Genomic DNA, 14,062 nt, shown 5'->3' with positions numbered 1-14,062 from the left:
GGCAAAGTCAATCCTGCCGTCAAACCACTTGGGATGACCACGTTTTCCTGTTTTCTGCTCCAATGTCGGATAGTACAGGATTACGTCATTCCGAAAGCGGCTGATGACATGGAAATCGTTCTCACACATAGGTGTTATGAATGTTTCCTTGGAAAAGAATGCGTCTGCAACCACCGTTCTGGACAGGCTCTGTAGCTTGTCTTTTCTACAGATAAGATAGCTGCTGTACCAGTCAACGAGGCTCTTGTCCATATTATCCAAGGTCTTACAATCCGGCGTCTGAATGGAACCTAAAGTCATGCATTCATGATTGTCGATGTCAATGACACCGATGCCCATGATTTCCAGTCCACGCTTGTATTCTCCTGCACAACCAGACCAGAAGTAACCTATCCAAGGTGTCTTCTTGCCTGATTTGGGAATATAGGAAGGATCGATGGCGATGGCTTTTCTTTTGCCTGTGAGATGCTTGCTGATGATAGAGCCGTTGAACGCAAACCAGTCGAAAGTTTCATGCTCAAAAAGGTTACGATAAGTCTGTTCTGAGAAACAGCCATATCTGCCCAATTGGAGGAAGTTTATACGATCCGGGATGGCCATGAATAATTTCATGGTGTCCATGAACGTTTTTTCAAAAGGTTTTTGTATATTCGCTACTGATTTGAGAGCCGACAGGCACTCGGATTGGTATTGCATAAGGAGTGTTTCTTTAGTCATAATCAGAAGAGTTGAGAGACTTCTAATTTACTAAAAAACCAGCGAATTATGCAATACTTTTTTACCTTTATTATCAGCAGGTTAGCACATTTTTTTCAGCACATTTCTTCATGCTTAACCATTCGTTTTAGACAACATTTCAATGACCTCTTTAGTGTTTCCGAACCGACTTTTGCCGGTTTTATTGTTTAACTTTTAATTTTTCGGTAAAAATTTACCGAAGTATTGATACATAATATGCTAATTTTTTATATTTAGCGCGAAAATACGATATTTTTTGTATTTTTGCGCCTTATAATTGTATAAACTATAACAAAAAGTCTTATGCATCATAATGATCGAGTAAGTTTTGGCAGTAGGTTAGGAGCTATTTTAGCAGCTGCTGGTTCAGCAGTTGGGTTAGGTAATATATGGCGCTTCCCATATGAAACAGGAAACCATGGGGGAGCTGTTTTTATTTTGATATACTTAGGATGCATTTTTATTTTAGGTCTTCCGATTATGATTGCCGAGTTTACTATTGGACGGCATTCGAAGGCTAGTACCGGAGAGGCTTTTAAGGTTTTGGCGCCAAAAGGTTATTGGAAGTGGGTCGGATATTTAGGTGTACTGACAGGCTTTCTGATATTAGGATATTATTCTGTTGTAGCAGGATGGACGTTGGAATATGTTTTTGAAGCTGCGACCGGACAGTTTGCCGGTAAATCCTCATCTGAATTTGTTTCGATGTTTCAGCAGTTTTCTCAGAATCCTATACGCCCTTTGATATGGCTGACAGTTTTTATGCTACTTACTCATTTTGTGATTGTAAAAGGGGTACAGAAAGGAATTGAACGTTCCTCTAAAGTATTGATGCCTTTACTCTTTATTCTGGTTGTTGTACTGGCAGTTTGTTCGGTTATGCTTCCAGGTGCAGAAAAAGGTATAGAGTTCTTACTGACTCCAGATTTTAGTAAAATAACACCTGATGTTTTTCTTGGTGCCATGGGACAGGCCTTCTTTTCTTTAAGTCTGGGCATGGGATGTCTGTCTACATATGCTTCCTATTTTGGGAAAGAAACCCGTTTGGGACATACAGCAATGAGTGTCGGACTCATTGATACATTTGTGGCTGTACTGGCTGGACTGATAATCTTTCCGGCTGCTTTTTCCGTAGGTATAGAGCCCGATGCAGGTCCTTCACTTATCTTTATTACATTGCCGAATGTCTTTCAACAGGCATTTAGTGGAGTTCCGTTGCTAGCGTATGTTTGTTCCATTCTGTTTTATGTATTGTTGGCGTTAGCAGCTTTGACTTCTACAATTTCACTGCATGAGGTTTCTACAGCATTTTTGCATGAGAAATTTCATTTTACTCGTAGTAAAGCTGCAACTATCATCACTGTATCCAGTTTGCTGATTGGAATAGTTTCTTCACTGGCATTGGGCGATTGGAGCAGTTATACGATAGCTGGAATGAATTTATTTGATGCATTGGATTTCCTGACAGCGAAAATTATGCTTCCTTTGGGTGGTATGTTTGCTGCTATATTTGTCGGTTGGGTTATCGATCGCCGTATAGTACGTGATGAAGTGACTAATTATGGAACATTGAAAGCTACATTTTACCCTGTTTATATTTTTATTTTAAAGTTTATAGCTCCTATTGGTATTGCTTTAATTTTTATGAATGAACTCGGACTGTTAGGATAAACCGATGTGGAAAGATTTCTTTTATTATACTAAATCGGAGCGGCGGGTAATTCTTCTCTTGCTGGCTATAGCTTTATTATTGTTGGGAATATGGGCTGTTATGGAATACTTACGTCCGGTGGAGGTACCTGTTACGTTGTCCGAAAGTGAGGAAATCGATTCATTTCTTGCAAATCTGGAAGAACAGGAAAAAATACGTAAGAGTCACACTCCAAAGAATGAAATATCTGCCGTATTGCAACCCTTCGATCCGAATACCGCAGATTCCGTATTATTACGTCAGTTAGGACTTCCGGTTTATATTGTTCGTAATATACTGAAGTATCGAGCGAAAGGAGGAGTTTTCCGTTCACCGGAGTCTTTTTCCCGTATATATGGCTTAAAGGAAGAAGTGTATCAGAAGCTGAAGCCTTATATTACGATTGCCCCACTTGTATCAGTCAGTCATGTTCGTACAGATACTTTTAGACAATTAAAAGATACAATACCTTACATACCCAAATATGAGGAGGGAACAATAGTCGATTTGAACAAAGCAGATACTTCCATTCTGAAGCGTATTCCCGGCATTGGGAGTACATTGGCACGTATGATTGTAGTTTACCGACAGCGTCTTGGAGGTTTCTATGATGTGTCACAACTACAGGAAGTACCTCATGTTAGAGTTGAACTGAATAAGTGGTTTGTCGTTACACCTGCTGGTTTACATAAGATTCAGGTAAATAGTGCCTCTTTGGATAAATTGAGATCACATCCTTATATGGACTTTTATAAGGCTAAAGCCATTATGGAGTATCGCCGTAAACGAGGTAAAATAAAAGGTCTTTCTCAGCTCTCCATGTTTGAGGAGTTTACCGAGAAAGACCTGAAAAGATTATCTCCCTATCTAACTTTCGAGTGATTGGGTTATTCAGCTGTATAACCGGCTGCCTTAGCTATCTTTATAGGTATTTCTGTATTGTCAATTCTTCCTTGGAAGAGGTCTGCTCCGGCACCGATTGCAAATACAGGTACATATCCGGCTGAATGTCCTCCGCTGGTCCAGCCAACCAAAGCGATTTCATCGATAATACGTTTAGCTTCTGCTGCCAAAGGTTCGTCTTGTGCATATTCGCTCTTTTCTAATTTGGCTTCTTTACCCTTGAACGTGTTGTTGTATTTAGCCAATAGACGTTCTTCCTGCTTTTCGTTAAGTTTTACTTTATCCCAGAAACCGAAATTTTCTTTCAGAGCTTGTTGTACTTTTTCCCAAGAAACATTGTTGTTGTACTTTTTGCGCAATTCGTTCAGAATACGGGTAAAACCGCTTTCACTCACTTTCTGGTTCTTAAGAACTTGCAAATTTAGTTTGTAGGCTCCGGTACCCAACACAAATCCTCCTGTCTCATGGTCGGCAGTAACTACGATAAGTGTTTCGTCCGGATGCTGAGAATAAAACTCATAAGCAACCTTTACCGCTTCATCCATGTCAGCTACTTCATGGAAGGCAGTAGCTGCATCATTGCTATGGCATGCCCAGTCTATTTTTCCCCCTTCTACCATCAGGAAAAATCCTTTAGACAAATCTTTCGACAGGAAATTTATTGCCGAACGGGTTATGTCTGCAAGAGTCAAGTCGTCTTTAGTACGGTCTATTGCATATGGAATGGCTGTACGGTCTTTTTCTGAAGCTTTTTCCGACTGGAACAGAATCATTTTGTCTGCCTTCTTGCATTTTTTCAGATAGTCTTTATATCCTCTGGCAATTGTATAACCATTTTTTTCGGCCATAGTGTACAGGTTTTCAGAATTGCCATCCTTGTTGTCTTTATTGTTTGGATCGATAAAGTCTGAACCTGCATAAAAGTCAAATCCGGCTTTATATAAATCTGTACCTATTTTATAATAACTTCCACGGCTGGGATCGTGAGCATAGAAAGCTGCTGGAGTTGCGTGGTCTACACTTACACTAGTTGTCACACCTACCCGGCAACCTTTATTTTTTGCCCATACAGCGACACTGCTGACTTCGGTCTGCAAATCTTGCTTCATCCCTATCGTACCGTTTTGAGTCTTGTTTCCTGTTGCAAGAGCTGTACCGGCTGCGGCAGAGTCAGTAACTCCGTTAGTTGCCGAAAAAGTAGTGGCAGTAGTTGCATAAGGAAATTGTGTGAACCAGATAGGTGTAATACCTATTTTGCCTTCCAGTTCACCACGGTATAATTCTGTACCTTGAACTTGGTTTACTCCCATTCCATCACCGATGAAATAAAATACATATTTCGCTTGTTGTGCATAGCCCGACAAGACGAGGAGAAGAAAAGATAATAATAATGAAAGTTTCTTCATGTTTTTAGCTATTATTGATTTGTACAAACTTACGATATAATTCTGTAAAGTCGAAATTATTTATTCTTATTTGTGTAAACCGAAACTTAAATGTTCTTCCTGTTTCAATTGTTGCTACAATGTTTTTTCATTTCTATAACAAAATACATTTTGATTACTTTTTCGTTTCTGGCTTCATCAAAGTAAATATTGTACAAAAATGGTATAAAAAGAAAATGGTATGCGTTAATGGATTAATGATTTTATAAATTAATATTTATCATTATGAAGAAGACATTGGTAAAATGGTCGTGTCTGGCCATTGGGGTACTGGCATCATGTCAGCAGAGAGATTTATCAGAGGGTATTTCATCAGATTCTTTGGCTTTGAACTTACAAGCTTCTGTTGCGGGAGAAATTATATCAAGAACGACTACTCAACAAGACGGACATACAACGTTCGTGCAAGGTGATAAGATAGGATTTTTCATGCCCGAAGGAGATGATGCTATTTCGTGGACATTGGGTGAGAGTGTCTGGCAGCCGGATACTCCTTTGTTTTGGCCGGACCAGAAGAATGATTATGATTTTTGTGCCTTTTATCCATATGCAGAAGGAGCTCAGCGTGCTAATGTGCCTATGCCGGATTTGAGCGAGCAGGATGGAACGTTGGAGAATATCGGGAAGTGGGATTTTCTGGTAGCCAATAAAACTTGCAACTATCAGACCAATTCTGGTAAGGTATCTTTTACTGATGAATCTGCGTTTAAACATACTTGCAGTCTGGTACTGGTCACTCTCGTAAAGAATGAAAAAGATGCTGAAACAACATTGAAGACTGCTGGCTTTGAAGGAAAAGGAATTGCTTCGAAATATATCTATAATTTTACGGAAGGAAAGATGCAGCCAGTGGCCGAAAGTCCGGAAGTCAATAAACTCTTGTTGGATATGGAGCCGGAAGGAGTAGCTATTACAGAAGAAGGCTATGAGATAGCCGTTTTGCTGAATCCGACATCAGAAGATGGTACATTGAAGTTTTCTATTTCATATGAACGTGACGGATTTGCGTACGAAGCTTATACTGAAGCAATGAAAGGACATCTGGTAGGAGGAAAATGTTATAAGTATAAAGTGAAAATAGAAAAGGAAAGCCTGATCATTGAAGGCAGTGATATTTCAGACTGGCAAACAGATGGTGAAACAGAAGATATAACAGTGAACGACGTACCTAAAGTTGGATAATTTTTAGTTTTGCATAATATCTCTCCCTCAAGCATTGCCGGAAATAAGATAAAAACGTGTAAATTTGCAAAATATTTAAAATATAAAACAATTAAAGCTCTTTTTGGTATATGAAGGCACTCAAGGAACGTATCTTGCGCGATGGTAAATGTTTTGAGGGAGGAATATTAAAAGTAGATAATTTTATTAATCATCAGATGGACCCGATTCTGATGAAATCTATGGCGGTAGAGTTTGTACGCCGTTTTGCTAGTACAAAAATCAATAAAATACTGACTATCGAGGCCAGTGGTATTGCTCCGGCTATAATGGTAGGATATTTGCTCGAGCTTCCTGTTGTCTTTGCAAAGAAAAAGAAACCCAGTACAATGGAAAACATGCTTACTACTACGGTGTATTCGTTTACAAAAGACCGTTCGTATGAGGTATGTGTCAGCAGTGACTATTTGTGTCCGGGAGATAAGGTATTGTTTATCGATGATTTCCTTGCAAATGGTAATGCGGCAAAAGGAATCATAGACCTGGTACAAAAGGCAGGAGCAGAACTTGTGGGTATGGGATTTTTGATAGAGAAGTCATTCCAGCATGGTGGTGACTACTTGCGTGCACAAGGTATTCATGTAGAATCATTGGCTATTATCGAAAGCTTGGATCATTGCGAAATTAAAATAAAAGAGTAATTTTTCGTGGAGGAACTGTATTTTTGAGTCTGGAATACAGTTCCTTCATTTTTTTTATTTTTCATATTTTAAAAAGTTAGTATTAGTTTTAATGGAAAAAGAACAGACACAAGCTCCGGGGGCGGGGCTGATTTACGGACTGAATGACCGTCCGCCTGTGAAAGAAACAATTTTTGCTGCTTTGCAACATCTGTTGGCTATCTTTGTTGCTATTATTACTCCTCCGTTGATTATTGCCGGTGCGTTAAAACTTGATTTGGAAACAACTGGTTTTCTCGTTTCTATGGCTTTGTTTGCATCTGGTGTTTCTACATTTATTCAGTGCCGTCGGGTAGGACCGGTCGGCTGTGGATTACTTTGTATTCAGGGAACCAGTTTCTCGTTTATCGGACCTATCATTTCAGCCGGACTGACAGGAGGTCTTTCTGCTATTTTTGGAGCGTGTATCGTTGCTTCTTCGGTAGAGATGCTTATTAGCCGTGTATTGAAATATACTCGCCGTGTTATTACTCCGCTGGTTTCGGGTATTGTTGTGACGCTTATCGGTATGAGTCTGATAAAAGTAGGTATTTCTGCATGTGGCGGAGGTGCTGTTGCACAGGCAAATGGAACATTTGGAGCGATAGAGCATGTTGGTCTTGCTGCTCTTGTTCTGATATTGATTATCATATTTAACCGAAGTTCAAACCGCTATCTGCGTATGAGCTCCATTGTTATTGGTCTGGTTATCGGCTATATCACAGCATGGGCATTGGGAATGGTAGATTTCTCGGCTGTACAGAGTTATGGTGGCTTCAATATACCTGTACCTTTCCGCTATGGTATTTCGTTCGATATTTCTTCTATCATTGCATTGGCATTGGTTTATCTGATTACTGCAATAGAGGCTTATGGTGATATTACTGCCAATTCTCTGATTTCGGGTGAACCGGTAGAAGGGGAAACTTTTGTGAAACGCGCTTCTGGAGGTATTCTGGCAGATGGATTCAACTCTATGTTGGCTGGTTTCTTCAATTCTTTCCCAAATTCAATTTTTGCACAGAACAACGGTATGATACAGCTTACAGGAGTGGCCAGCCGCTATGTAGGTTATTACATTGCCGGCTTCCTGATTGTTCTCGGCTTGTTCCCAGCTGTAGGACTTGTATTTTCGCTGATGCCCGAGCCTGTGCTTGGTGGAGCTACTTTGTTGATGTTTGGTACAGTAGCTGCAGCCGGTATCCGTATCATTGCTGCACAGAAGATTGACCGTAAAGCTACACTGGTTATGGCTCTGAGTTTCTCTTTTGGTCTGAGTGTAGAACTTGTACCCGATATACTTTGTCAGTTGCCGGAAACATTGCGTAATATTTTTGCGTCAGGTATTACAACCGGTGGACTGACTGCTATTCTTGCCAACTTGCTGATTCGTATCAAAGAATAATCGTACAGAATAGTTCTAAAGACTTACAGATTCTAATAAGCAATATAAAAGGCTCTATCAAATTCCGTTTCGGAAAGTGATAGAGCCTTTTTTAATTGATATTGAGTATTCGGTGTATCAGATATAAATTTTCTTATTCTGCCTCTTCGGTTTGTTCCGAAACACTTCTTCCGCTCTCTTCAATCATCGAGCGTATGTATTCATTAAATTCATCCTGTTTCATCAGCTCTTCCAGCGTAATATGCATACGCCAGCGCCAGTAATGACGCGGATCGGCAGGAACATTGATTCGTTCGATATTGATATCCGGATTGCGAAGTGTACTGTCCATCGAAGTCCAGTCTTGCCATGTCAGTATACAGAGCATAGACGGACTCTCCAAATGCTGGCGTATGACTTCCTCGCACAGCCACTCTGGTGCGTGTTCAGGAACATTGCCCCAATGTCCTAGTTCCTGATGGTAGAAGCGTTCGGTCAGCTCTTTATCTTCTTCCCACCAGCCTCTGAAAGTAGACATATCATGTGTACCTATCGTACATACAGACTGGAAAGGATATTCGTGAACCTGTCCGAATTCGTGTGCCGGGCTCTTGGGCATTCGCTGGATCTCAAGTGACAGAATTTGCAGCTGGTTCATAACCCATGGTACACAGTCGGGAACCATTCCGAGATCTTCTCCACATACCAGCATCGATGTAGCCTGTGTCAGAACAGGAAGTTTTTTCATTGCTTCGTGATACCAGAACTCATTATGTCGCTGGTAATAGTAATGATTGTACAGATGATTGAATGCTTCCTGATCCTGTTCTCTTAGCTGCTTGAAGATATAATCATTCTGAACGGCGATTCGTGGATGATACATTTCCGGGTTGTCACGGTCGGGGATGAAAAGTACATCACTGATCAGTGCGTAAAGCTTTTCTTTTATGTCCTGACTTTCAGCATCAGGTTTGTCGGCAAAGTAAGCTTCTACCTTCCGTTGTGTATCAAATTCAGGTCGCATGACGTAAATATCATGATGCAACCGTTTTACGAAGGTTTCTTTTACTTCCTCACTATGTTCGCCGAATACCGTATTCAGTATATAATCATTGATAAACGGACGTGTCATTGTTTCCTTGCTGAAAGCCAGTCCGAAACTCTGAATTTCTTCTTTACTCATCGGGAGGGAAGGTACAAACTGTCCCAGCAAACCGTGTACTGAATGATAGGGGATTTCCCAAATGCGGAAAAAGCCCAGTATATGGTCGATACGGTAAGCGGTAAAGTATTCTGCCATTTTCCGGAAACGTTTTTGCCACCAGCTGTAGTTATCTTTTGCCATTACATCCCAGTTGTAAGTCGGCATACCCCAGTTCTGTCCGTTGGTAGAGAATGCGTCTGGTGGTGCTCCAGCCTGTCCGTTCATGTTGAAGTAATACGGTTCTACCCATGCTTCTACACTTGTACGGCTGATACCGATAGGAATATCTCCTTTGATAATGACTCCCTTGCTTCGTGCATAGTCGGAAGTGGCAAGCAACTGCACATGCAATTCATATTGCAGGAAGTAGTAGAATGCTATTTTACTGTATGCAGTACTGTCCGGATTACATAACTCCTGGATTTGTTCTTTGTCGTATCTGCTATACTCTCCCCAGTTGTTGAAGTCGGAAGTGTGATTCAGATCACGCAGGTAGCTGTATGCTGCATATGGAATGAGCCATTCTTTGTTGTCGCGGAAAAAGGCTTCAAAGCTTTCAGATGTTAGAATATTTTCTGACTCTTGTTCGAAAAGCATTCTCAGATAACTTCTTTTCTGTTTGTTCACCTCTTCATAGTCTACTTGCGGAAGACTGTTCAGGCGGATACGCTGCTCTTCGAACATTTGGCTGGCTTTTTCGTTCTGCAATGCAGGAAGCTGGCGCAGGTCAATATACATCGGGTGGAAAGCATAAATGGATATACTGTTGTATGGATATGAATCCATCCATGTATCTGTCATTGTCGTATCGTTGATTGGAAGTATCTGTACGACTTTCTGTTTTGTAGCCGATGCCCATGTAATGAATGTCTTCAGGTCGCCAAAGTCGCCTACACCGAAACTTGCTTCCGAGCGAAGCGAAAATACCGGTATGGCACATCCGGCTACACGCAAGCTGCGAGTATTGAAAAAAACTTCTGTTTCAGGTGGAAAATATGTTTCTCCCCGCTGTAAGGGTTGTGTATGGAATATCCGGTTGTTTCGTGTTTCCCATGCCACTACGGCTCCGGTTTTATTGCTGACTGCTACGAATTTATATTCGAAAGGAAATTTCAGCGATGAGGCGTCTACCGTCAGTTGCCATACGTTAGGGCGGACTTCACGCATACGTATGGGACGGCAGTATTCCCAGTTGCCCAAGGCATTGCAACTGCCTATCAGACCGAGCGATTGTTCTTTGCTGCTCAGTCCCGGACATAAGGCACGGAATGTTATGCAACTTCCTACATTGTCGTTCAGCCTGACAGGGCTGACCGGAGTATATTTCCCGTTGAACGCAGAGCTGTACCGGTAATTGTTTTCTGGTAAGTCACGCCAGCAGTCGTCTATAATATAACAACTCTGCTGGGCATTGCCCGGATAGATGATGTGGGAGATGGCTCCCAGTTCTTTACGTGTACATGAATTATCTCTATATATAGCGTACCGGTAGGTGAGAGGTGCGTCGCATGGTGACAACTGGTAGTCGCAACTGCCTTGCCATTCGACGCCGTCGCGGGTAGACAGGGCTACTGACTGATTCTCATCTTCATCGAAGATGATGCGTACTTCTTCTCCCCATAGCGTACGATACTGGATTCGGAATATCAGTTTCATCTTGTTTCGAAGTATTAGTTTAATTGTCTTTTCAAAAATAAACAATAAAACCGAAAAAACGCTTTTATCCCCTGTGTAATTTTTATTCGGAGAGGGATTGGATTTTCCTTTTTACAGGTTTCAAATAGTTATAAATGGAGAGAGGAATACCGGTTTGTGAGATTCTGAGGCAAGCCGTAAAAATAAAAAAGCTCCGGAAATTGTTTCCGGAGCTTTCCTCATTGTAAGATGTGAGGATGGATTTAAAAATTTGGTTTATAAAAAATGCACTACGCATCAATGTTAGCGTAGGTAGCATGTTTTTCAATAAATTCACGGCGCGGAGCAACATCGTCCCCCATCAACATGGAGAATATATAGTCGGCTTCAGCCGCATTTTCAATGCTTACCTGTTTCAGTATACGTGTTTCCGGATTCATGGTTGTTTCCCACAACTGTTCCGGATTCATTTCACCCAAACCTTTGTAGCGCTGTGTGTGAATACCGGTTTCTGTTCCGTCACCATATTTCTGCATAAATGCCTGACGTTCTTCATCAGTGTAACAATATTCGCTGATTTTACCTTTCGAGCATTTGTACAGAGGCGGGTTGGCGATGTAAAGGTGTCCGCCCTGAATTACTTCAGGCATATAGCGGTAGAACAATGTCATGATAAGGGTGTCGATGTGAGAACCATCGACATCGGCATCGGTCATGATGATCACCTTGTGATAACGGAGCTTGTCGATGTTCGCTTTCTTGCTATCTTCAGTTCCGTCTACACCGAAACGTACCCCTAGTGCCTGGATGATATTGTTTACCTCATCGCTTTCGAATGCTTTATGCCACATGGCTTTCTCTACATTCAGGATCTTACCACGCAATGGAAGAATGGCCTGGAACTGGCGGCTGCGTCCTTGTTTTGCAGAACCACCTGCTGAGTCACCCTCGACAAGGAACAATTCACATTCTTCTGCCGTACGGCTTGAACAGTCGGCAAGCTTTCCTGGCAGACCGCCTCCACCCATCGGGCTCTTGCGCTGTACCGATTCACGTGCCTTACGGGCAGCGATACGTGCTGTTGCCGCAAGAACAACTTTGTCGACAATCGTTTTTGCTTCCTTCGGATGTTCTTCCAGATAGTAAGTAAGAGCTTCACCTACAGCCTGATTTACAGCACCGCTTACCTCGTTGTTACCCAGTTTAGTCTTGGTCTGTCCTTCGAACTGTGGCTCTGCTACTTTTACTGAAATAACGGCAATCAGTCCTTCGCGGAAGTCTTCACCAGATATTTCTACTTTTGCTTTTTCCAGTGCTTTGCTTTCTTCAGCATATTTTTTCAGTACACGAGTCAAAGCTGTACGGAAGCCCGCTTCGTGTGTACCACCTTCTATAGTGTTGATGTTATTCACATACGAGTGCAGGTTTTCGCGGAAGCCTGTATTGTACATGATAGCACATTCGATAGGGATACCCTGTTTCTCTGTATTCAGGTAAATCACATCGTCGATAAGCGGAGTGTTTGTCGAGTTCAGGAAACGGACAAACTCTTTTACACCTTCTTCTGAGTGGAAAATTTCTTGTTTGAACGATCCGTCTTCTTCTTTCTCGCGCTTGTCGGTCAGCGTAATGGTGATACCTTTATTCAGGTATGCCAGTTCACGCATACGTGCCTGTAGGATATTATATTTATATTCGGTGGTAGTGAAAATGCTTCCATCGGGCCAGAAAGTTTGTCGGGTTCCGGTGATATCGGTAGTACCCACTTCCTTTACGGCATAGAGCGGCTTTCCGCATGCATATTCCTGCTGGTGGATTTTTCCGTTTCGGAATACGTTTGTTGTCATGTGTGTAGAAAGAGCATTTACACACGATACACCTACACCGTGCAAACCTCCGGATACCTTGTATGAACCTTTGTCAAATTTACCTCCGGCATGCAGCACAGTCATAACTACTTCCAATGCCGATTTTTTCTCTTTTTCATGGAAATCGACAGGAATACCACGACCGTTATCCTGTACGGTGATTGAATTGTCTTCGTTGATTGTTACTTCTATATGGGTACAATAACCGGCCAGGGCTTCATCGATAGAGTTGTCTACTACCTCATACACCAGATGGTGCAATCCCTTTTCACTAATATCGCCGATATACATGGCGGGACGTTTACGTACGGCTTCCAGTCCTTCCAACACCTGGATGCTGCTTGCCGAGTAATTGTTTCCGCTGCTTGGTATCAGTTCTTCACTCATCTCTTTTTACTTCTAGTTTTTTAAGTGTTCAAAATTACTAAAAAAGCGTGATATAACCGAACTTATGATTCTAAAAAACTTGAAATTCGGATAGGAAATGGTGAACTTCTATGCTTATTCTTTGTGTGAATACAATACGGACTGCCGTCGTTTTCAGTCCGGCGGCAGTCCGTGGCAGATGAAATGTTTTATAGGGGTAAGATGTGTCCCGTAAAGTTATAATTGCTTCCTAAAAAGCTTTTGCTCAGCCGGACGAAGCATCGGTTGGTATCCTTATAAAGAATTATCAGCATGGTGGAAACTCTGGTTGCCTCTCCATTGGTCTTTAATTCGTAATGAATGTCTCCGTTCTTTTGCTTTTTTCCTTTGGACAGTGTGGCTGTAAGTCCACATTCATGTCGGGGAGATCTTTTAGTCCGGTTGCCTATATCTTCGGGTGAGATGTAGTAAGAAACCTCATTGCCTTGCATGCTGAAGTAGCAGTCGGATGCGAATCGTTGCTTCGGACGTCTTCTGGAAGTGCTTTTGTCGTAGATTTCTTCTATTACAATTTTGAAACTATGTTGTTCCAGGGCTTGTATTGCCTGTTCATGGCTTACTTTTTCGGTTGCAAGGTTTGTGGTTTTGCATCCGCTTCCCAACAAAAGAATGGTAACAAACAAAAAGAGAGAAACTGTGGTTTTCATAATCATGGGTTTTTAATAGGTGAAGCAAAAAAACAGGTTGTCGATAACCTTTAGAGTTTTGCGTTTTCAGAGGCTCTTTTCGGAAACTGATTGCAACTTTTCGAAAAGACTATTCCTTTTCAGTTGCAATATAATGCTTTTTTTTAAGAAAAAAGTGATTATATGTTTTATAGACTGTCCTTCTGTATGAGTTGAGAGGAGTTTAGAATGCTTTGAAGTGTAGGTCTGATATAGGAATCGGA

10 protein-coding genes are annotated in these 14,062 nt (G+C 41.5%); 5 read left to right on the top strand and 5 right to left on the bottom strand.

The features are described from left to right. The coding region (locus BACCOP_RS16455; protein WP_007571162.1) for a hypothetical protein at positions 1-717 on the bottom strand (717 nt) is incomplete at its 3' end. A gap of 324 nt (positions 718-1,041) precedes the next feature. On the opposite strand from BACCOP_RS16455, the gene BACCOP_RS16450 reads away from it, so the two are divergent. Together BACCOP_RS16450 and BACCOP_RS16445 are read left to right on the top strand one after the other, a co-directional pair. Then, positions 1,042-2,409: a sodium-dependent transporter gene (locus tag BACCOP_RS16450; RefSeq protein WP_007571161.1), complete on the top strand. Its 1,368-nt coding sequence runs from the start codon at positions 1,042-1,044 to the stop codon at positions 2,407-2,409. Positions 2,410-2,413: 4 nt separating this feature from the next. Next, positions 2,414-3,310, top strand: coding sequence for a helix-hairpin-helix domain-containing protein (locus BACCOP_RS16445; RefSeq protein WP_007571160.1), 897 nt, complete (start codon positions 2,414-2,416; stop codon positions 3,308-3,310). Between the two features lie 5 nt (positions 3,311-3,315). On the opposite strand, the gene BACCOP_RS16440 is transcribed toward BACCOP_RS16445, so the two are convergent. Continuing rightward, positions 3,316-4,737 carry an alkaline phosphatase gene (locus BACCOP_RS16440; protein ID WP_007571158.1) on the bottom strand — a complete coding sequence of 474 codons (1,422 nt, stop codon included), beginning with the start codon at positions 4,735-4,737 and terminating at the stop codon, positions 3,316-3,318. A gap of 264 nt (positions 4,738-5,001) precedes the next feature. Here BACCOP_RS16440 and BACCOP_RS16435 point away from each other — a divergent pair, with 264 nt between their 5' ends. The 3 genes from BACCOP_RS16435 to BACCOP_RS16425 all read left to right on the top strand — a co-directional run bounded on the left by BACCOP_RS16435 (position 5,002) and on the right by BACCOP_RS16425 (position 8,061). Then, positions 5,002-5,958 carry a fimbrillin family protein gene (locus BACCOP_RS16435; RefSeq protein ID WP_007571154.1) on the top strand — a complete coding sequence of 319 codons (957 nt, stop codon included), beginning with the start codon at positions 5,002-5,004 and terminating at the stop codon, positions 5,956-5,958. Between the two features lie 110 nt (positions 5,959-6,068). Beyond that, complete coding sequence (gene xpt / locus BACCOP_RS16430) at positions 6,069-6,638, top strand: xanthine phosphoribosyltransferase (protein ID WP_007571152.1); 570 nt, start codon at positions 6,069-6,071, stop codon at positions 6,636-6,638. 91 nt (positions 6,639-6,729) lie between these two features. Further along, positions 6,730-8,061 carry a nucleobase:cation symporter-2 family protein gene (locus BACCOP_RS16425; RefSeq protein WP_007571150.1) on the top strand — a complete coding sequence of 444 codons (1,332 nt, stop codon included), beginning with the start codon at positions 6,730-6,732 and terminating at the stop codon, positions 8,059-8,061. Between the two features lie 133 nt (positions 8,062-8,194). On the opposite strand, the gene BACCOP_RS16420 is transcribed toward BACCOP_RS16425, so the two are convergent. The 3 genes from BACCOP_RS16420 to BACCOP_RS19315 form a co-directional block, all read right to left on the bottom strand. After that, on the bottom strand, positions 8,195-10,900 hold the full coding sequence (locus BACCOP_RS16420) for a 4-alpha-glucanotransferase (RefSeq protein ID WP_040312203.1): 2,706 nt from the start codon (positions 10,898-10,900) through the stop codon (positions 8,195-8,197). A gap of 269 nt (positions 10,901-11,169) precedes the next feature. Further along, on the bottom strand, positions 11,170-13,134 hold the full coding sequence (gene gyrB, locus BACCOP_RS16415) for a DNA topoisomerase (ATP-hydrolyzing) subunit B (RefSeq protein ID WP_007571141.1): 1,965 nt from the start codon (positions 13,132-13,134) through the stop codon (positions 11,170-11,172). Between the two features lie 188 nt (positions 13,135-13,322). After that, entirely contained in the window at positions 13,323-13,820 is a 498-nt protein-coding gene (locus BACCOP_RS19315) for a DUF4251 domain-containing protein (protein ID WP_185150236.1), read from the bottom strand. Between the last annotated feature and the right edge of the window lie 242 nt (positions 13,821-14,062).

The sequence above is a fragment of the Phocaeicola coprocola DSM 17136 genome (genome assembly GCF_000154845.1).
Taxonomy (GTDB): Bacteria; Bacteroidota; Bacteroidia; order Bacteroidales; family Bacteroidaceae; genus Phocaeicola; species Phocaeicola coprocola.
Note: the sequence above shows the minus strand (reverse complement) of the source record. Positions and strands in the feature narration are given on the sequence as shown.